Source organism: Effusibacillus lacus, from assembly GCF_002335525.1.
Lineage (GTDB): Bacteria > Bacillota > Bacilli > Tumebacillales > Effusibacillaceae > Effusibacillus > Effusibacillus lacus.
In genome coordinates this window covers 13952-32823 of the sequence record NZ_BDUF01000043.1, presented here as the reverse complement: position 1 = coordinate 32823, position 18872 = coordinate 13952, and the positions used below count along the sequence as shown (strand labels likewise).

Sequence of the window (18872 nt, the reverse complement as noted above, 5' to 3'; positions counted from 1 at the left end):
TCAGCAAGAAAATCCCTCCAGCAAAAAATCAGAGCCGTGCCCCGGCACGGCTCATGCGGTAAAAAATTAGATGGAGTCTGCCAATTTGTCGGCCAGATCCTTCTTGGACATATACCCGACAAAGGTTTTCACGACTTGACCGTTTTTGAACAAAAGCAGTGTCGGGATGGACATTATGCCAAACTTCTGGGAAGCAGCCGGGTTCTCGTCTACATTCAGCTTGGCAACCGTAAGTTTCCCTTGATAATCAGCTGCCAGCTCATCCAGAACGGGAGCCATCATCTTGCAGGGACCGCACCATTCCGCCCAGAAGTCCACCAAAACCGGCTTGTCTGATTGAATGGTTTGTTCAAAAGTTTGGTCTGTCACCTTTACTACATTGTCAGCCATGTAAGGACCTCCCGGGTGCGATGGTTATACTGCCACTACTTCTTTAATTTCCGGTACTGCCGCACGAATGGTACGCTCAATACCCATTTTGAGCGTCATGGTAGACATCGGACAGCCGCCGCAAGCGCCGACCATCCGAATGGTGGCAATGCCTGCCTCTGCATCGACATCAATCAACTCGGCATCCCCGCCGTCAGCCATCAAACCGGGGCGGATTTTATCAAGTGCGTTCTGAACGCGTTCACGCAGATCTTCCATATTAAACCCTCCATTTAGATAGTGAACTGTTTGCATGTTGGTAGTATCACCAACCGGTAGCAACCCATTCGTTAAGCTGTTTCAAACTTCTTGCAATAGTTATTATATGCAAGAGGTTCCAAACAAGATGTGATGATACTTACATCTAGTATACCAAACAGCTTTTTGCATGCAACCCTTAGCCGTAACTCAATTTGTTTTCCACACTGGACACCCTGTAAGAATGGTGACAGTCATCGCATTTCTTTAGCTTGCAGACTTGCGGAAACCTGTTGAATAGGAGAAACTGTGGGTGAGCGAGGTGGGGAATCGATGAATGCGTTTGAGCTGGCACTTGCACGAATACTCGTAAGGCAAAAAGGGTATACCTGGTTCCCGCCAGGAGTCCTGTTCCCGGAACTGTCCCTGTTCAAATCGAGTGGAAGCCGGGGCGTACTGATTCGGGTGGTTCGTGGACCCGAGGTGGCCTCACTTCAGGATCTGTTGGATACTTCCTTTGAAGAAGCACGGGAAATTCTTCGTGATCACCCTTATAGAGGCATTACCGTGGTGCAACTGATCACCTATCCGGCCACCCCCAATCCGCAACAGTTGGCATCCCTGCGAAAGCTTGAACGTCATGAATGGGGACCGGACATTTCTGTCTATTCCGCATGGGTTGGATTGGACAAAAAAGTAATGTCCACCAATCTCCCATGGTTCAGCCGGGGCGTTTTGTCCAGAAAGGCTGTCCTTGAGGCGGCGAATATTTCGGAAGATCCGATCCTCCTGCAGGAAATGCAGCAGGACATTCTGCAAACAATGAAACAGCGGCAGGCCGAATGGCAAAACATCTACGTCCAAAACTCATCCAAAGCGGTTTTTTCAATGCTTGCAATCATTGTCGGCACGTTTTTCTGGATGTCCGTCTCGGGTGAAGAACAATTTTATGACACCTTGATCCGATTCGGAGCGAAAGAGAATAGTCGGATCCTGGAGGGCGAATACTGGCGCCTTGTCTCTCCCATGTTTCTCCATTTGAATATGCTGCACCTGCTGGTGAATTCTTTTGCTCTATATTCCTTGCGGGATTCGGAATGGATATATGGCAGCAACCGGTTTTTGCTGATATTTCTAGTCTCCGGCTTATCCGGCAATATTGCCAGTTTTGCCCTGTCGCCTTATCCGGCGGTGGGCGCTTCCGGAGCCATCTTTGGAATTCTCGGCTCCCTCTTGTACTTCGGAACCCAATACAGGGATCTCTTTCGGCGCACGATGGGAAGCGCCGTTTGGACCACGTTGTTTATCAATCTGCTGCTCGGATTTATCATTCCACAGATCAGCAATTCCGGTCATATCGGTGGCCTCATTGGGGGATTTCTGGCCTCTGCCGCCATCGGACTGCCGAAACGGGGTTTTCGGTACCACCAACCGTTGGCTGCCATAGTTTTGGGAGCCTTGCTGGCAGGCGGTTTGTGGCTGGGGTTCACATTCCCGTAACTCAGTGGATAAAGCGACTCCGATCCATCAGATCCGAGCCGCTTTTTCGTTTATTTGCAGAGGTAATTGTACCGAAAACGTAGTACCGTGTCCTTCGAGACTTTCAACGTGCAACTGCCCTGAATGATTCTCGACAATCCGGTAGCAAATTGCCAAACCCAATCCTCTCCCCTGATCTTTGGTGGTAAAGAAAGGATCGAATATTTTGGGGCGGATTTCCGTTGGGATCACCGGCCCATTGTTGAACACCGAAATCACAAGATGTTCCTGGCTAAGACTTGCCCTTATTCGGATAAACCCTCCCGGTGACAGACAGTCAAAAGCGTTCCTGACCAGGTTGATAACAACCTGCCGGATCTGGTGCAGGTCGGCCCGGATCTCCGGCAAATCGGGTTCAATCTCCAGCTCAAAGGTAATTTGGTTGAGCTCCGCAACCGAACTGAACTGGTCGGTCATCTCGTGCAACAGATCAGGCACGGAAACCCACTGATACTTGGGGGCGGAAGGATTGGTCAACAGCAAAAAATCATTGACCAACTTGTCCACCTTATTGACTTCATTCAGCAGAATTCCGCAAGCATCCGCTTCAAGAGTGACCCCTTGCTGCGATAACTGCAGAAATCCTTTGATCACTGTCAATGGATTGAGCAATTCATGTGCGAGTCCAGCCGACACCTGCCCGACAGCTGCAAATTTCTCCGCCTGGCGCAGTTGCTCCTCCAGCATTCGCTGTTCCGTAATGTCTTTAAAGATGGCAATCGCTCCAATAGATTGTCCCTGCTCATCCAATAAGGGGGATGAATCGACAAGCAACGTCTTGTTGCGGTAAAAAACTTCCCTGTGGTTGCATGCTTTGCCGGTTTCAAGGGTTTTGATCAGGCAGCTGGTATATTTGCCATCCTTAGTGATTTTGATTCCTTTGTGGAATACGTTCCAATAAACGCGTCCCATCAACTCTTCCGGAGTCAAAGGACAATTCGAAAGGATGGAGATGGCCCTTTGATTGATGAAGGTGATGCGGCCTGCCTGATCGACTGCAATGATCCCTACAATGGCTGTCCCAACAATTCGGTCATTGATAGTTGCCCCCATTACACCCACCCAGATAAAAATGTACAGGTTCCATTCTATCAATTTCCCGCCGGAAAAACAGTCTATTCTTTTCGCCATTATTCGACAGTCAGGTGCAGTCATAATGATCCGGTCAATTATTATTTGGCGGCAAGAATTTTTAACTCTTTCGGATAAGTTGTCAGTACCTGAACTCCCGTCTCTGTGACCAATACATCATCCTCGATTCGAACACCCCCGATTTCCGGGACGTAAATCCCCGGTTCTACGGTAAATGTCATTCCGGGAACGAGCAGTTGCCCATTTTTCCCATGCACGGAAGGAGACTCATGAATATCGATGCCAAGTCCGTGTCCAACCCTGTGAATAAAGAATCCGCCGTAACCGGCATTCGTGATGACGTCCCTTGCAGCCCGGTCGATTCTGCCTGCATCAACCCCAGGCTTTACCGCCTGGATGGCAGCTTCATTCGCCTTCATGACCGTCTCGTAGATGTTGCGTTGTTTGTCCGTCGCCTCCCCAATCACAAAGGTTCTTGTGATATCGGAGCAATATCCTTTCCAGACGATTCCCAAATCCACCAATACGAAATCACCGCGTCGAATATCCCGATCTCCTGGCGTCCCATGCGGCAAAGCACTCTTCTCTCCCGCCAACACCATTGTGTCGAAAGCCATACGGTCGGCACCCTGTCGTTTGACGAAGGATTCCACCGCTTGTACGATTTCATACTCCATTTTTCCAGGGGTCATCTGGGATGCTGCAAAGGCTACCGCTTCATCGGCAAGCTGTGCCGCCTTTTTCATCAAGGAAAGCTCATCTTCATCCTTTTGCAGGCGCATTGCCGTCAATTGATCCTCCACATTCGAGTAGCGGGCTGCGGGAAAACGTTCCTGAAGCTCTTCCAGCCGGGCAACGGACATTTCGCGCTTTTCGATTGCAATCCGCCCGATTCCCTTTGGCTCCTTATCTAAAACCCGAACCAGGATCTCTACAGCAGAGTCCGTATCCTCATGGGTATGCACGGCAAGAGTGCTCTTCTCAACTGCCTTCTCACGGTCAAGAGCGGGAACCAACAAGAAAGGGACGCCCTGCCTCGGGATGACAACACCCATGAACCGTTCATGCGGATTCCCCCAGAAACCGCTCAGATACATCACATTGGCAGGCGATGTAACAATAGATAAATCAACTCCCGCCTCTTCCATCCACCCCAATACTCTTTCAATTCGTGCCGGGTGTTGCTGCCGCATACTGTCACCCTTTCCCTGTTTATCGTATAAATAATTGCATGCTTTCATGATATAATGAACGCGTACAACAAGGAAGGAGCTTCCCTTATGTCGCGCCTGTTGATTCTGTTCTTTGCTGCCACCAACATTTTCGCCATTCTGTACGCCCCGCAACCACTGCTTCCTATGCTGGCCAGTGTTTTCGACATATCGGTTCCAACTGCCAGCCTGGCGATTTCACTGCCGATCGTTGCCCTGGCAGTGGCCTCTTTGCTGCTTGCCCCCATTACCGACAAATGGGATCGCAAAAATGGAATTCTGCTGGCCAATGCCTGCCTGATTCTGCCAAGCATTTTCTTGTGCTTCGCCGATTCCTTTCCGGAATTTCTCCTCTGGAGGTTCTGGCAAGGGATTTGTATCCCCGGCGTCACCGCTTTGCTGATGGCATACGCGGCTGAGGAATTCCCGGCGAACGAAAGAGGACGTGTCCTGGGAATCTATGTCAGCGCCACCGTTGTCGGAGGCTTGTCAGGACGAATCATCGGCGGTGTGCTGGCAGACGCTTTCTTCTGGCAGGCCCCTTTTTACGTATTCGCTCTTGTAGCGGCACTGCTGACTGTCATGATCTGGAGATGGCTTCCTCCGTCTTCCCGGCAGTCGAAGAAAGACAATCACAGCCTTCTGGGGTTTCTTGTCCATTTCGCCAATCCGAAGCTGGTTGGCACTTTTTTCATCGGCTTCTCGCAATTTTTCGCCTTTATCGGTGTATTCACCTATATTCCGTTTCATGTCAGCCAACCGCCCTACTCCCTTGGACCCACAGCAATCTCACTGTTGTTCGTGACTTTTGTTTTCGGCATACTGTCAGCTCCTGCAGCCGGTTACTTGTCCGACCGGATCGGCAGGAGATCCACAATGGCGTTAGGCCACCTTGTTGGGGGGTTCGGCATAGCAGTAACCTTGCTGCCCTCGATTGCGGCTATGGTTGTCGGTCTTTCCCTGATGTCTGCCGGAAACTTTGCCTCTCAATCGGCTGCCACCGCCTATGTCGGGGATGTGGCGACCAAATCCCGTGGAGCAGCGACTTCCCTCTACCAATTTTTTTACTATATGGGGGGAAGCCTGGGAGCCTGGCTTCCAGGGCTTCTCTGGGACCGTTATGAATGGCACGGTGTGACAGCCTTGACTGTGGGCACCATACTGCTGGCCCTTGTCAGCAATCATTTCCTGGCAGGACGCAATTCCTGGCAAACGGGAAGCGGACATTCCACCCTCTCACACTGAGTACCAGTCGACCCCGCTCCGGCTGATTTTATGAATTCGCCCTTCCGCCTCCAACCAGTCGAGATGACCAAGGGTTTCCGACAGAATCAAAGCCATCTGATTCTGGTGATTGGGGAACAAGCGCAGGGCCAATTGCAGGGTGTTCTGTTCCCCATCTGCAAGCAATCCCGCGATTTGGTTGCATCGCCTGAGAATTGATCCATATCTTCTCTCAATCAAAGACACATGGTCAGTAATCGGTACGCCATGCCCGGACAGACCGATCCTGATCGGGATTGCCTTAAGCTTTTGCAATTCCGCCCAATAACGAATCAACGATTTAACACGGCCTTCTCCCGACCGGACGGTAGGTTCCATGAATGCGTTTGACGAGATATGCGCAATCAAATGATCCCCCAAAAGCATGGTCTGGTCGGATTCCCTGTACAACGACAGATGGGTGTGGGAATGCCCCGGAGTATATAGGACTCGCCACTCAGGAAGGGCGGGCAGTTGATCACCGTCGTTTAAAGTTTGATCCACTTCGCAAGAGTGTCCATATTTTCGCCAGTATAGGTATTTCTCATGAATTTGGTAGATTTGTTCCCGTGTCAGTCCCGCTCTGCCATACATCTCCTGGAAAAAACGAGTCCTCCATTCCATGAAATCCGCTTCTTCCCTGAGCCAAATGGCGGTGTCCGGGTGTGACAGGACGGTTGCCCCGGTTCTCTCCTTCAGGCGATGGGCAAGCCCGGTATGGTCTTCATGAAAGTGAGTCAATACCACCTGTTTCAGATCCGTTACCCGGTACCCGGCAGCTTCTATCCCTTTGACCAGCGCATTCCACGCTTCTTTCGTGTAATTCCCGGTGTCAACGAGTGTGAGCGTTTCCCCTTCGAGGAGATAGACATTGACATCCCCGATGGCATAAGGCGTTGGAATCGCAATCGAGACAACCCCTTTGCACGGACGTTGTAGTTGTACTGTTTGCGGCATCATGTTCCTCCCGAAAAAATGAATGATTCTTCATTCAATTTTAGCACAAAATGGAGATTCCCACAAAGTAAAGAAAACTAGGCATTCACTAAGCGCTTTCCTTGGTGAACGCCTTTAGTTGCACTTATACTTGTAACCTTAGAAAAATTATATTCTCTTACAAGTGCAAAAAAGCCTGTACCGCTTGAGTACAGGCCCATTTTTAACATATGCGTCATTCTCCCATTTTATTTGGCACCCCTTTTCAGGGGTGCTTCCAATTCGACTTAAGCCGTTATCTCATTTACTTTTAATGAACTGTCTTCAAATGAACTTTCTTCCTCGACGCCGAACTCTTTTTCCGATTTGGCGATCACCACAGTCGCAACCCCGTTGCCAATCAAATTCGTGATCGCGCGAGCTTCCGACATGAACCGGTCTACACCTAACAAGAGCGCCATTCCTTCGACGGGAACCATCGGGAATGCTGCAAGGGTAGCGGCAAGTGTAACGAATCCCGATCCGGTTACTCCTGCGGCTCCTTTTGATGTAACCATCAGAATTCCCAGAAGTGTTAATTCTTGCCAAATTGTCAAGTCGATGCCATACGCTTGCGCGATGAAGATCGCAGCCATTGACAGATAAATCGCAGTTCCGTCCAGGTTAAACGAGTAACCGGTTGGGAGGACAAGACCTACCGTAGATTTTGAACAGCCGTACTTTTGCAGTCTCTCCATCATTCGAGGCAGCGCAGACTCGGAAGAGGAAGTGCCTATTACGAGGAAGATTTCCTCCTTAATGTACGCGATAAATTTAAGGATCGAGAATCCGTAGAATCTTGCAATGGCTCCGAGCACAATCAGGATAAACAAAGCCATTGTAATATAAACGGAACCCATCAACTTACCCAGGAAGAACAAGGAACCGATTCCGAATTTGCCGATGGTATAGGACATGGCCCCAAATGCGGCAATCGGGGAAACCTTCATGATCATGTCGACCATTTTGAAGATCGCTTCCGTGATTCTTTCAAACAGATGGAGTACCGGTTTGGAACGCTCCCCCATGCTTGCCAGGGCCACGCCAAACAGAATGGATACGAACAGGATCGGGAGAAGCTCTCCTTTTGCCAAAGCACCGATAAAGTTATCCGGAATGATGCTCGAGATGAAGCCCATGAGACCTTGGCTTGACTCTGCCGCTTGTTTGGTATACTGCGCAACTGCAGCCGCTTTCGCGGTGGAAGCATTTACACCAACACCAGGCTTGATAACGTTTACAACTACAATGCCGATTGCCAATGCGAAAGTCGATACAATTTCAAAATAGAGCAACGCTTTGCCGCCGATCCGTCCAAGCTTTTTCATGTCGCCCATGCCTGCGATGCCATTCACCACAGTCAGGAAGATAATCGGCGCGATCACCATCTTGATCATCTTGATAAAAATGTCGGCCAGAACTTTTAACTCGGTTGCATGCTTCGGGAAAAATTGTCCAAACAAAATCCCTAAGACAATAGCGATTAACACTTGAGTTGTAAGACTTCTAAACTTTACCTTTACCTTCACATTCGAACCCCCCTGATGAGTATTCCGTCTGCCTTGAAACGCCTGTTCTTCTGTAATCGCTTACAATTGAACGACCCGTGACGGTTTTCTGTCTAATTAGATAATTGCATGAACGGACGTAAATAGAAAGAATTCGAACATATAGTTTGTTTTGGTCTTTTTGCTCTATGTTTCAATTTGAATCCCTCTGCAAAATGTGAGATTATTTCTTCAATGAATGGGGTGATAATGTGTTGCCAAACAGAGTGCTGTTCACTGCCTGTGTAATAATTCTCACTCTGCTCTCCGCCTGTTCTTCCAATAAAGCGACCGATTATGAACAAATCAGTGAAAACGATAAAATCGTAATCCGTTTCTCCCATGTTGTCGGGGAAGATACGCCAAAGGGACAAGCCGCCCGTTTATTTGCCAAATTGGTGAAGGAAAGAACGAAAGGCAAGGTGGAAGTTCAGGTATTTTCAAACAGTTCTCTTTACAAAGATTCGGAAGAACTGGAGGCGTTGGCGCAAGGGCGTGTCCAAATGATTGCCCCGGCGTTGTCGAAACTGAGCGATCTGGTTCCGGAGCTGGGAGTTTTCGATCTTCCTTATCTCTATTCGGATCTTGACGGGTATCACAAAGTGTTTGACGGAAAAATCGGATCGCTTATTGCCGATTCGGTTGAGAGTAAAAATATGGTCTCCCTCGCGTTTTGGGACAGCGGTTTTAAACAGTTTACCAGCAATCTGCGTCCCATTCGAAAACCGGAGGATCTGACGGGAAGCACAATGCGAATCATGCCAAGTTCGGTTTTGGATCAACAATTTAGCCTTTTGCGGGTCAATCCCGTCCAAATTAACTTTAACGATGTGTACCTGGCGCTGGAACAAGGGAAAATTCACGGACAGGAAAACACAATTTCCAACATTTACAGCAAACGGTTTTATCGGGTTCAAAAGTACATGACATTAAGCGATCACGGTTATCTCGGGTATCTGGTTGTGATCGACAAGAAGTTTTGGAACCGTTTACCCGTGGAAATCCAAAAAGTTATAAAAGAAACAATGAATGAAGTTACCGCATGGCAAAGAAATCAGGCCGTTCAAATAGAAAAGGACAAGCTCAAAGAAATTCAAGACTGCAGATGCATCGAGATTACCGGACTGACGGCTGACGAGAAGGCCGCATGGAGACAGCTGTTCCGCCCGCTTTATCAGGAAATGGAACAACGGTTGGGAAGTACATTTTTCAGCGAATTGCAACTGCAACCCTAACTGGAGATTCAAATCATGAAACCAAAGCGATTCAATTTAAAAATGAGAACACGGATCGCAGCCACCGTTTCGGCTATCGTGTTTTTCTCGGTAATCATGGGCAGCTTTCTGATGATTAACCGGATGACAGAGGCATACGAACTGGAATTGGGTAAAAGAGTTATGGCAATAGGCCAATCGCTGGCTCAATCCCCCACCATCCAGGAAGGTTTGGCGCAAGCGGAAGGTTGGCGGATCATTCAACCGGTTGCGGAACGGGTGCGACTGGCGACCGATGTGGAATATGTGGTTGTTTTCGATATGGAGAAGAAAAGATACTCTCATCCCCTTGAAGACCGGATCGGCCTGCCCTTTGCCGGCGGGGATGAAGGCCCTGCGTTGGCTGAACAATCCTATGTATCAAAGGCCCAGGGGGTGAAAGGAGCCTCCATTCGCGCCTTTGTGCCGGTTATGGATCAGGAAGGAGCCACTCAAATCGGCGTAGTTGTCGTCGGGGTGCTTGTTCCAACATTCCTCCAAATACTGTGGGATTACCGGGCCGACCTGTATCTCTCCCTGCTGCTGGGAACCATTTTTGGCATTGTCGGGGCCATCTGGGTAGCCAACCGGATCAAGCTGCAGATGTTTAACATGGAGCCGCTTGATATCGCGCATTTGCTGGAAGAACGGGAGGCCGTAATTGAATCGATTGCCGAAGGAATCATCGTAATCGACAGAGAAGAACGCATTACCGTCTTCAATAAACAGGCCGCGCGCATGATGAATATTTCTCAGAATGTAATCGGAAAAAAAATCCGCGAAGTGATCAGCGACAGTCGGCTTCCCGAGGTGCTGAAAGACGGGAAACCGCAATACCATCAACTTCGTCAGATAAACGGCACCGTAATCCTGACCAATCGCGTTCCGATCAAATTTAAGGGGAACATACTGGGAGCCATGTCCACTTTTCAGGACCGAACGGAAGTGTATCAACTCGCTGAGCAGTTAACGGGCGTACAAAAATTCATTGGCGCACTTCGCGCCCAAAACCACGAATACCTGAACAAACTTCATACGATTGCGGGACTCATACAACTGCAACGGTATGAGGAAGTGATGGATAAAATCCTGAGTTTTAATCGGGAGAAAGAAGCCGAAACTCATTTTCTGACTCAGAGGATCAAAGACTACAGCATATCCGGTCTGATCATGGGCAAAATCAGCCATGCAAGAGAACAAGGAGTCGAATTGGAAGTGGATCCGCAAACTTCTTTGCCGGTGCTGCCTTCCAACATAAAGGAAACCGATCTGCTGATGGTAATCGGCAACTTGCTGGAAAACGCCATTTACGCAGCGAACAGATCAAATCGTAAAGAGAAAAAAGTCACGTTCTTTATCGAGGGAAATGAAGACGGTATTGAAATCAGCGTAACGGATAACGGGATTGGCATGACTCCGGAAGTGCTGGCAAGAGTGTTTGATTACGGATTTACGACAAAAGGCGATAAAGGGCAAGGCATTGGCTTGTATCTTGTCAAACAATTTATTGATTTGCATGGCGGCGAGATTTTTGTGGATTCCCAAGTCAACGAAGGAACCCGTTTTGATGTGATACTGCCTGGTCCCGATTGGGAAACGTGATGCAATGAGGCTTAAGGAGGGCAATCAAATGGAACCGGTTCGATTGGTCATCGTCGAAGACGATCCGATGGTCATGGAAGTCAATTCGGAATTTGTATCCCGCATCAGCGGTTATAAGATAATCGGCAAGGCTTTCAACGGTTCGGAAGCGTGGAAAGTGATAAACCAAACAAAGCCGGACCTCGTGCTGTTGGATTATTTTTTGCCCGACATGGACGGTCTCTCTCTCTTAAAAGACATAAGGAATTCGGATCTGCCGGTTGATGTAATCTTCGTAACGGCTAATCGGGATCCCGGCCATATTCAACAAATCCTGCGTTTTGGAGCCGTGGATTATATCTTTAAACCGTTTCGGTTCGAAAGAATTCGCACGGCGCTTGACCAATACCGTTTCATGCGGAAAAAATTCCGGGAACAACAGATTGAACAAAGAGATATGGACGTGATAACGGGCATTCGTGTTCACGACAGCACTCAAACTGGCGGCAACGATTTGCCGAAAGGACTTAACGACCGTACCTTACAGCAAATTCTGTCTTTCCTGGCCGAACAAACCGAGCCGATGTCTGCCGAAGACGTGGCTGCGGGGACGGGACTGGCGCGTGTTACCGCCCGCCGGTATTTGGAGTATTTGCAAAAAAAAGGACATATCCAGCTTGAAGTTCAATACGGCTCGATCGGTCGTCCTGTGAATCGTTACAAGAAATAGGGCGCTCGTATGCGCCCTGATTCCCTTATTTCTTAATACCCGGGAAACCGCTTGCTATGAATTTGTCCAGGCTCTTGCTTGACTTCCAACTGTTCAAGAGCGGCCCTTACGACAGCAGTCTGAGTTTCTTTGTCAAACGGCTTTCCCGTTGAATGGCCGAATTCGAATCCCTCGGGATGAATGGCCCGAGGTGGCCGCATGAGCCCCGATTGCTCCGTATCCAGCGTAATCAGGACGGTGGGAATTCCTTGTGATTCAATCGCACGCTGCACCGTGACCACGGTGCGATGACAAAGCGGTCAACCCGCCGTCAGAATCACTGCATCCGCTTGCGATTTGGTCACTTCCTTTGCGATGGCGGGTGCCGTCTCCTGATTGATCTGGTTCAATCGCATCGCGTATCCCATCATCGAGATGTGCTTCTCAGCCAGTCCTTTGATAAACCCTTCGGTGGCCAATTCCCGTAAACGGTCAATGGGAAAAATACAGTTGATGTCTTTCTTCGGTTCATCCGTGTTGTAGTGTTCCTTGGGAGCCCCATGGGTAACCGTCATGTCCCCGGCTTGAACATCCCCCGGAATCACACGGTACGTAGCATCTCCCGCCGTATCGAAAGGATTCTGCTCCTTTAAATGAGCTCCTGCAGTTGACACAATCATAATCGTCATGTCTTTCAAAGCCATCGGATTCGGCGTGTACGGAATCGCTTTCCGTGACATCTCCATCAGCGTTCCCTCCTTAGAAAAAGGAGCATATGCTTTATTCTGCATATGCCCTCCTTAGGATGCTCTATTTGTCAAACTAAAACTCGCCGTATTAGCTGTTGAGTTTGCGCAGAATGTCAAAGAGTTCTTCATTGTCCGGCTGCTCAGCAATCGGATGCACATCGATAAAACGAACAATGCCCTCTTTGTCGATAATAAACAATGCGCGCTCCGAAGCACCGTATGCCGGCTCATTCGGATTTTCGCGAAGAACGCCGAATGCCTTCGACACTTCCCCATGCGGATAGAAGTCGGAACAAAGCGGATAGGAAATACCGCCAATGGATTTCTGCCATGCTTCATGGCTCGGAATGCTGTCTACGCTAATACCCAAAACTTGGGTATCATGCTCTTCAAAACGGGACAGATCGTCCTCGTAAGAAGGCATCTGAGCGCCTCAGACCGGTGTCCAGTCGAGAGGGTAGAACGCGATAAATACGTTTTTCTTGCCAAGGTAGTCAGACAGCTTGACGGTTCGGTTGCCATGGGCTTTAAGCTCAAAATCGGGAGCCTTGTCGCCGACTTTCAAGGTTTTTGTTTCAGTGGCACCTTTTGGCATTTAATTCCCTCCTCTTGAAATATGTACTTTTGGGTTTACCCCAAGTGTTATTGTATACCAATTAAGGAAAATCCTCAATATGGAACTTTTTTTTGTTAAAAATTATTCAAAATTAGGCGGAGAAAGAACAGATTGCGGCTGGACGCTTGATCCGCGGCACCAAACATTCATATACCCGGAACGGGAAGTTCATTCGCTCGGCACCCAAATAAGCGACGGACAGATCCTCGGCCACCGCCAAATCAAAATTTTGCCTGCCCACAGAAACGATCACACCTGTGTTCTCTTTCAAGACAGGGGACTGGTAGACTCCGGCCGTTACAAGCTCCCGAATGTGTTCAATCTCCAAAACGTTGGTTCCTTGGTGTACCCGCAGCATCTTTGCATACAGCGCAGGATGGGTTACCATGGCAAAAGGCCCAAACTGCCCGTTTTCAATCAATTTGGTGGTCATTTGAACCACATCGGTGTAAGAACGCCCAGACTCGGTCCAATCCTCGATCATGTGAGTCAGTCTGCCTGTTGCATTCGTCAACCCCTCAATACCGAACTCGGAATTCCCGTTGAATATCAGATCGTCTTCTTTCGTGGCAACCACCGACGAAGCACCTGCAGCAGCACTGAAGTCAATTTCGGTTCCCAGTTGCCTGGCAAGTTCGACGTCTCGCCAATGGATGATAAAATCTTTATACAAAATGGGGATTGTCAATTGCACCCGACGCCCCGTTCCAAAGGCGTCCCCCTCTTCTTCTCCCAACTGGTCCACTGCCGCCAATTCCACATCTTGAAAACGGTCCGAGGGAACGCCTTGAATTCCCGCTCCCAAAGGTCCGTATATTTCAAGAATTCTTCTGCCGATCAATTGACGTCTGCCAACCTCCACAATGACGGCATGCAGTCGCTCCATCTCATCGCCGCGAAGCGGAATGTCCGAATCAAAAGCTCTCAGTAAGGTCACAAATATCCCTCCATTCCCTAATATATGACCAGACTGCCCACGCTAAGGGGGCGTCTGGAACCCGTAATCCCGACAGGTGTATTCACTCCGCCCCCATTAGCATTAGCTTCAAGACCTCCAAGTTCCCCCTGAGGCACAGAATCGACTCCGGTCAGAGGCAGTCCTCTCAGGCTTTGAATCAATTCATCCACAGCCAGTGCCCGCTCATGCTCTTCCTCAATCAAATGGGAAAGCAATTCCCTGGTCAGATTATCTTCCACATTGTTCAGTATTACGGACATATGCTCCACAAAGTGAGCCATGCTTTGTTTTTGGCCTTCCGCCAATCTTATCAGTTGCTCGACTCTCTCCACAATAATCCCCCTTTCGAACATACTACCTAGCAGAATTGCCAATCCTTTCCGCCAATATACAAACGTCCGGTTTTTTGTTACAATGCAATTGAAACCGATTCTCATTAACAGGGTGGGAACCATATGAATCTTTTTGGATGGATGGATCTGTATACCGGCCTTGAAAAAACCAAAGAAATCGGCGGCTGCATTGAGGCGGCTTCGATCGAGTTGGCAAATGGAGAAAAATTCAGGAACGCGGTCATAATGCGTGTGGAATATACAGGCAACCGTTTTTATTCGTTGGGGTTTATGGATGAGCAGGGTACGGTCCGGGTGGCCCATGTGGATCAAGTAAGTGTTCTTGTAAACCCGGAGCACAAGACGATCGGCAACGTTCAAAACCTTGTTTATCAACAATGGGCTCGGGAACAGAAACGGACACGGGCGCTTAGATTGCTTGAAATCAGCCAGGGAGCGGCACGTTCCTCCTATGAAAAAGAACTCCGCTGCCTGCTGGAGGACATCGGCGTAAATTCGGTTCAAGAGCTTTATGCCACCCTGCAGGAAAAACCAATTCTGTCGGTGGTGGGAGCGTAGAAGCACATTATTTTAAAGACATTATGACAGAAAGCCTTGGCGCACCGGCACCAAGGCTTTTGTTTTACCTTGAATAGAATTCCACGATCAGTGTTTCATTCACATCCACCGGAATTTCCGTGCGTTCCGGTTTCCGGGTCAACACTCCCGTCATGGATGCTTCATCAAAGGACAGGTAGGGCGGCAAAATCGGACGGTTTTCCAGACTCTCCTTCACCGGGGCCATTTCACGACCTTTTTCCGTAAGACCGATGGAGTCACCGACTTGAACCTGATAGGAAGCAATGTTGACCCTTCTTCCGTTCACAGTGACATGCCCGTGGGATACGAGCTGGCGAGCCCCGTCCAAAGTCCGTGCAAATCCCAGTCGGTAAACAATGTTGTCCAAACGGGATTCCAGCAACTCAAACAGATTGGCGCCGGTAATCCCTTTGCGACGGGCCGCTTCCTCATAGTAGCGGCGGAACTGTTTTTCCTGTACCCCATAGACATAGCGAAGTTTCTGTTTTTCGAGCAATTGGATTCCGTATTCGCTTCGCTTGGTGCGCTTTCCGGGGCCATGTTGTCCGGGCGGATAGGGGCGTTTATGCGCCGGACACTTGGGCAATCCACATAAAGCATACCCCACTTGCCTGCACAGTTTGTGTTTGGGTCCTGTTCGTCTAGCCATAAGAAATTCAAAACTCCTCTCAATTATTGGTTAGCAGATCTTCGCAGGCAGCCAATATGACTCCTTCCTGGCGAAGAGACTCCAGTTCGGTTTCAATCTCTTCCACCACCGCGCTGATCATGTGAATCAGATCGTTTTGGGACATGGTCGAACAGTCTTCCACCGATTCAATCAGTACCACCGGGCGAAAAGAGGTCCCCACTTTGGCGAATGTCTGCGCACTCATCCAGACCTCCCCCGAAATCCCGCGCATGACTTGGCAGACAATGCATTCGGAAAACGGCCATTTGGACAGAACGTAATTCAGGCAGTTTTCCGCAGTAAAGCTGCCAAATGACGGCAATGCAGTGATTTTACCTTTTGCACCGGGTGGAATCAAATATTGCTCCACCATTTTCTCAATGCGCTTGTCGACCAGCATATGTCCACCTTCAATTGATAGTGATTATCGTTTTCATATTATATTTGTAATTTTCTTCTCTGTAAAGTCTGGACAAAAAGGCTTTTTTGTACACATTATAGAATAAATTAACTAAAGCACTTGCCAGGGGGAGACCGATGGAACAACAGGCAATCATAGCAATTGGCATTTTCTTGGTAACCTATGCAATTATCATTTCGGAAAAAATTCATCGTACAATCATTGCAATGGCTGGCGGCATCGCGATGGTGTTGTTCGGGATCGTGGATCAGGAGACAGCAATTCGCCATGTTGATTTTGGCACACTGGGCTTACTGACGGGAATGATGATTATCGTTGTGATAACGGCCCAGACAGGACTGTTTAAATTCCTTGCCATCTGGGCGGCCAAGAAAGCGAAGGGCGATCCGGTCCGGATCCTTGTTTTCCTGGGTGTAATTACGGCAGTTGCCTCTGCTTTTCTTGACAATGTGACAACCGTTCTGCTGATGGTGCCCGTAACATTCAGTATTACACGGCAGTTGCGTGTAACGCCCATCCCTTTTCTGATCACACAGATTTTTGCTTCCAACATTGGAGGAACCGCAACCCTCATCGGCGACCCGCCTAACATCATGATTGGCAGCGCCAACAAGGACACATTGACGTTCATGGCGTTCATTGACAATCTGGCAGCAATCTCTTTCTTTATCCTGTTTGTGACGGTCGGTATTCTGGCCTTGTTGTACCGCAAACAAATCCAGGCATCGGACGAGCTGAAAGCTCTGATCAACGACTTGGATGAGAAGGACGAAATCACCGATGTGAAGCTGATGAAGAAATGTTTGCTTGTGTTGGCATTGACCATCGGAGGGTTCTTCCTGCACCAATTGCTCCATATCGAGTCGGCCACTGTGGCTTTGGCGGGGGCATTTCTGCTGCTCCTCCTGACAGGTGAGCACTATCTTGAAGAAGCGTTGACCAAGGTGGAATGGACAACCATCTTTTTCTTCATCGGCTTGTTTGTGTTGGTTTCCGGGCTTGTGGAAACAGGCGTCATTGCGAAGCTTGCCAGGCAGGCCATTGATCTGACGGAAGGCGACTTGACCTTAACTGCCATGCTGATCTTATGGATGAGTGCCATTGCCTCCGCATTCATCGATAACATTCCGTTTGTTGCAACCATGATCCCGATGATTCAGGAAATGGGCAAAATGGGCATCACCAACCTGGATCCCTTGTGGTGGAGTCTTGCGTTGGGAGCTTGCCTGGGAGGAAACGGCACTCTGATTGGAGCAAGCGCCAACGTAATTGTTGCCGGACTGGCCGCAAAGGAAGGACATCACATTTCTTTCCTGAAATTCTTATGGGTCGGTTTCCCGTTGATGATTCTTTCCATTCTCATTTCTAGCATTTACGTGTATTTCAGATATTTAGTCTGAGCAGCGACCCACACCACAAATCAGGAAGGTGAATGATGGACCAACAGGCAATTTTGGCAATCGGGATTTTTTTGCTAACTTACGGCTTTATTATCAGCGAAAAAATCCATCGTACAATTGTGGCCATGATAGGCGGCATTTTAATGGTAGCGCTTGGGGTCGTGAATCAGGAAACGGCCATTCATCATATCGACTTCGGCACATTGGGATTGCTGACCGGCATGATGATTATCGTCACCATTACGGCCCAGACCGGCTTGTTCAAGTATTTGGCGATTCTTTCGGCCAAGAAAGCAAACGGAAATCCGGTCAGGATTTTTGTTGCCCTGAATCTAATCACAGCTGTTGCTTCCGCTTTTCTCGACAATGTGACAACCGTTTTACTGATGGTTCCGGTCACGTTCAGCATTACCCGGCAATTGAAGGTGCCACCCCTTCCCTTTCTGATCAGCCAGATTCTGGTGTCCAATATCGGGGGAACGGCTACCCTCATCGGGGATCCTCCCAACATCATGATCGGGAATGCCGTGGAAGAACTGTCTTTCATGGACTTTATCAACAACCTGGCGGCCGTTTCATTCGTGATTCTGGCAATAACAATCGCCATCCTGGTCTTGATCTACCGCAAACAGTTGAAAACAACAAAGGAACTGCAAGAGAGTATTATGGAACTGAACGAGAAAGATGAATTGACGGACCGGAGCTTGCTGAGAAAATGCCTTTTTGTCCTGGGGGTGACGATACTCGGATTTTTCCTGCACCAGGCTCTGCATCTGGAATCTGCCACCGTTGCGATTGCGGGGGCGTTTCTGCTGCTGCTTCTGACCGGGGAGCACTATCTGGAAGAGGCTTGGGAGAAGGTGGAATGGTCAACGATTTTCTTCTTTATCGGTTTGTTTGTCCTCGTTTCCGGCCTGATCGAGACCGGTGTAATTGCTGCACTCGCCAAACAGTCAATTGACCTTACGGGCGGCGATCTGACAGCCACCGCCATGTTGATTCTCTGGTTAAGCGCCATCGCCTCTGCGTTTGTTGACAATATCCCGTTTGTTGCCACCATGATTCCCATGATCAAAGAGATGGGCAACCTGGGAATTACCAATCTGGAACCGCTCTGGTGGAGTTTGGCTTTGGGTGCATGTCTGGGAGGCAACGGATCTCTGATCGGAGCCAGCGCCAACGTAATTGTGGCCGGACTTGCCGCAAAGGAAGGCCAACATATCTCATTTCTTAAATTTTTGTGGATCGGGTTTCCATTAATGATCTTGTCCATTATACTTTCAAGTGTATATATATATCTGCGGTATCTTATTTAAGCAAGGAGGGCTT

The 18872-nt window shown here is 48.9% G+C and carries 21 protein-coding genes; 8 read left to right on the top strand and 13 right to left on the bottom strand.

All coding sequences use genetic code 11. The features are described from left to right. Positions 1-66: 66 nt before the first annotated feature. Complete coding sequence (trxA, locus tag EFBL_RS08180) at positions 67-390, bottom strand: thioredoxin TrxA (protein ID WP_096181656.1); 324 nt, start codon at positions 388-390, stop codon at positions 67-69. A 24-nt stretch (positions 391-414) separates the two neighbouring features. Further along, positions 415-648: a NifU family protein gene (locus EFBL_RS08175; RefSeq protein WP_172899669.1), complete on the bottom strand. Its 234-nt coding sequence runs from the start codon at positions 646-648 to the stop codon at positions 415-417. A 312-nt stretch (positions 649-960) separates the two neighbouring features. Between EFBL_RS08175 and EFBL_RS08170 the strand changes: the two genes are divergently transcribed. Further along, on the top strand, positions 961-2127 hold the full coding sequence (locus EFBL_RS08170; protein ID WP_096181655.1) for a rhomboid family intramembrane serine protease: 1167 nt from the start codon (positions 961-963) through the stop codon (positions 2125-2127). A 27-nt stretch (positions 2128-2154) separates the two neighbouring features. On the opposite strand, the gene EFBL_RS08165 is transcribed toward EFBL_RS08170, so the two are convergent. Both EFBL_RS08165 and EFBL_RS08160 read right to left on the bottom strand, forming a co-directional pair. Further along, on the bottom strand, positions 2155-3219 hold the full coding sequence (locus tag EFBL_RS08165; protein ID WP_165912675.1) for a two-component system sensor histidine kinase NtrB: 1065 nt from the start codon (positions 3217-3219) through the stop codon (positions 2155-2157). 119 nt (positions 3220-3338) lie between these two features. Next, complete coding sequence (locus EFBL_RS08160) at positions 3339-4451, bottom strand: M24 family metallopeptidase (RefSeq protein WP_096181653.1); 1113 nt, start codon at positions 4449-4451, stop codon at positions 3339-3341. A gap of 87 nt (positions 4452-4538) precedes the next feature. On the opposite strand from EFBL_RS08160, the gene EFBL_RS08155 reads away from it, so the two are divergent. Next, a complete protein-coding gene (locus EFBL_RS08155; RefSeq protein ID WP_096181652.1) occupies positions 4539-5714 on the top strand; it encodes an MFS transporter in 1176 nt (391 codons plus the stop codon). On the opposite strand, the gene EFBL_RS08150 is transcribed toward EFBL_RS08155, so the two are convergent. Beyond that, positions 5706-6689: an MBL fold metallo-hydrolase gene (locus EFBL_RS08150; RefSeq protein ID WP_165912674.1), complete on the bottom strand. Its 984-nt coding sequence runs from the start codon at positions 6687-6689 to the stop codon at positions 5706-5708. The two genes, EFBL_RS08155 and EFBL_RS08150, sit on opposite strands and share 9 nt — an antisense overlap. A gap of 266 nt (positions 6690-6955) precedes the next feature. Further along, positions 6956-8236, bottom strand: a complete 1281-nt coding sequence (locus EFBL_RS08145; protein ID WP_096181650.1) for a dicarboxylate/amino acid:cation symporter — start codon at positions 8234-8236, stop codon at positions 6956-6958. 233 nt (positions 8237-8469) lie between these two features. Here EFBL_RS08145 and EFBL_RS08140 point away from each other — a divergent pair, with 233 nt between their 5' ends. From EFBL_RS08140 to EFBL_RS08130, 3 genes are read left to right on the top strand one after another with little or no spacing between them, the layout of a single operon-like run. Beyond that, positions 8470-9489 (top strand): DctP family TRAP transporter solute-binding subunit, encoded by a 1020-nt coding sequence (locus EFBL_RS08140; RefSeq protein ID WP_216640716.1) that lies wholly within the window; start codon positions 8470-8472, stop codon positions 9487-9489. A gap of 15 nt (positions 9490-9504) precedes the next feature. After that, on the top strand, positions 9505-11109 hold the full coding sequence (locus EFBL_RS08135; RefSeq protein ID WP_096181648.1) for an ATP-binding protein: 1605 nt from the start codon (positions 9505-9507) through the stop codon (positions 11107-11109). 28 nt (positions 11110-11137) lie between these two features. Then, a complete protein-coding gene (locus EFBL_RS08130) occupies positions 11138-11818 on the top strand; it encodes a response regulator (protein WP_096181647.1) in 681 nt (226 codons plus the stop codon). A gap of 32 nt (positions 11819-11850) precedes the next feature. Here the strand turns inward: EFBL_RS08130 and EFBL_RS08125 are convergent, their stop codons facing one another. The 5 genes from EFBL_RS08125 to EFBL_RS08100 form a co-directional block, all read right to left on the bottom strand. Continuing rightward, the gene (locus EFBL_RS08125) at positions 11851-12090 is read right to left on the bottom strand and encodes a hypothetical protein (RefSeq protein WP_096181688.1); all 240 of its coding nucleotides are present in this window, start codon (positions 12088-12090) and stop codon (positions 11851-11853) included. A gap of 27 nt (positions 12091-12117) precedes the next feature. Continuing rightward, positions 12118-12543: a glycine/sarcosine/betaine reductase selenoprotein B family protein gene (locus tag EFBL_RS08120; protein ID WP_165912673.1), complete on the bottom strand. Its 426-nt coding sequence runs from the start codon at positions 12541-12543 to the stop codon at positions 12118-12120. Positions 12544-12634: 91 nt separating this feature from the next. Continuing rightward, the gene (locus EFBL_RS08115; RefSeq protein ID WP_231705722.1) at positions 12635-13141 is read right to left on the bottom strand and encodes a peroxiredoxin; all 507 of its coding nucleotides are present in this window, start codon (positions 13139-13141) and stop codon (positions 12635-12637) included. A 112-nt stretch (positions 13142-13253) separates the two neighbouring features. Further along, the gene (locus EFBL_RS08105; RefSeq protein WP_096181643.1) at positions 13254-14099 is read right to left on the bottom strand and encodes a family 1 encapsulin nanocompartment shell protein; all 846 of its coding nucleotides are present in this window, start codon (positions 14097-14099) and stop codon (positions 13254-13256) included. A 17-nt stretch (positions 14100-14116) separates the two neighbouring features. Then, positions 14117-14452, bottom strand: a complete 336-nt coding sequence (locus EFBL_RS08100) for a hypothetical protein (protein WP_131927760.1) — start codon at positions 14450-14452, stop codon at positions 14117-14119. Between the two features lie 123 nt (positions 14453-14575). On the opposite strand from EFBL_RS08100, the gene EFBL_RS08095 reads away from it, so the two are divergent. After that, the gene (locus tag EFBL_RS08095) at positions 14576-15031 is read left to right on the top strand and encodes a hypothetical protein (protein WP_096181641.1); all 456 of its coding nucleotides are present in this window, start codon (positions 14576-14578) and stop codon (positions 15029-15031) included. A gap of 64 nt (positions 15032-15095) precedes the next feature. Here EFBL_RS08095 and rpsD read toward each other — a convergent pair whose 3' ends face one another. Together rpsD and EFBL_RS08085 are read right to left on the bottom strand one after the other, a co-directional pair. Continuing rightward, positions 15096-15701 carry a 30S ribosomal protein S4 gene (rpsD, locus tag EFBL_RS08090; RefSeq protein ID WP_096181640.1) on the bottom strand — a complete coding sequence of 202 codons (606 nt, stop codon included), beginning with the start codon at positions 15699-15701 and terminating at the stop codon, positions 15096-15098. Between the two features lie 19 nt (positions 15702-15720). Then, positions 15721-16122 (bottom strand): hypothetical protein, encoded by a 402-nt coding sequence (locus tag EFBL_RS08085; protein ID WP_096181639.1) that lies wholly within the window; start codon positions 16120-16122, stop codon positions 15721-15723. Positions 16123-16259: 137 nt separating this feature from the next. On the opposite strand from EFBL_RS08085, the gene EFBL_RS08080 reads away from it, so the two are divergent. Together EFBL_RS08080 and EFBL_RS08075 are read left to right on the top strand one after the other, a co-directional pair. After that, positions 16260-17543 carry an ArsB/NhaD family transporter gene (locus EFBL_RS08080; RefSeq protein WP_096181638.1) on the top strand — a complete coding sequence of 428 codons (1284 nt, stop codon included), beginning with the start codon at positions 16260-16262 and terminating at the stop codon, positions 17541-17543. 35 nt (positions 17544-17578) lie between these two features. Further along, positions 17579-18859: an ArsB/NhaD family transporter gene (locus tag EFBL_RS08075; RefSeq protein ID WP_096181637.1), complete on the top strand. Its 1281-nt coding sequence runs from the start codon at positions 17579-17581 to the stop codon at positions 18857-18859. Positions 18860-18872 lie beyond the last annotated feature (13 nt).

Bases quoted from the DNA above. Each gene is read 5' to 3' on its own strand.
- trxA (WP_096181656.1), bottom strand. From the start codon at position 390: ATGGCTGACAATGTAGTAAAGGTGACAGACCAAACTTTTGAACAAACC.
- EFBL_RS08175 (WP_172899669.1), bottom strand. From the start codon at position 648: ATGGAAGATCTGCGTGAACGCGTTCAGAACGCACTTGATAAAATCCGC.
- EFBL_RS08170 (WP_096181655.1), top strand. From the start codon at position 961: ATGAATGCGTTTGAGCTGGCACTTGCACGAATACTCGTAAGGCAAAAA.
- EFBL_RS08165 (WP_165912675.1), bottom strand. From the start codon at position 3,219: ATGGGGGCAACTATCAATGACCGAATTGTTGGGACAGCCATTGTAGGG.
- EFBL_RS08160 (WP_096181653.1), bottom strand. From the start codon at position 4,451: ATGCGGCAGCAACACCCGGCACGAATTGAAAGAGTATTGGGGTGGATG.
- EFBL_RS08155 (WP_096181652.1), top strand. From the start codon at position 4,539: ATGTCGCGCCTGTTGATTCTGTTCTTTGCTGCCACCAACATTTTCGCC.
- EFBL_RS08150 (WP_165912674.1), bottom strand. From the start codon at position 6,689: ATGCCGCAAACAGTACAACTACAACGTCCGTGCAAAGGGGTTGTCTCG.
- EFBL_RS08135 (WP_096181648.1), top strand. From the start codon at position 9,505: ATGAAACCAAAGCGATTCAATTTAAAAATGAGAACACGGATCGCAGCC.
- EFBL_RS08130 (WP_096181647.1), top strand. From the start codon at position 11,138: ATGGAACCGGTTCGATTGGTCATCGTCGAAGACGATCCGATGGTCATG.
- EFBL_RS08120 (WP_165912673.1), bottom strand. From the start codon at position 12,543: ATGGAGATGTCACGGAAAGCGATTCCGTACACGCCGAATCCGATGGCT.
- EFBL_RS08095 (WP_096181641.1), top strand. From the start codon at position 14,576: ATGAATCTTTTTGGATGGATGGATCTGTATACCGGCCTTGAAAAAACC.
- rpsD (WP_096181640.1), bottom strand. From the start codon at position 15,701: ATGGCTAGACGAACAGGACCCAAACACAAACTGTGCAGGCAAGTGGGG.
- EFBL_RS08085 (WP_096181639.1), bottom strand. From the start codon at position 16,122: ATGCTGGTCGACAAGCGCATTGAGAAAATGGTGGAGCAATATTTGATT.
- EFBL_RS08080 (WP_096181638.1), top strand. From the start codon at position 16,260: ATGGAACAACAGGCAATCATAGCAATTGGCATTTTCTTGGTAACCTAT.
- EFBL_RS08075 (WP_096181637.1), top strand. From the start codon at position 17,579: ATGGACCAACAGGCAATTTTGGCAATCGGGATTTTTTTGCTAACTTAC.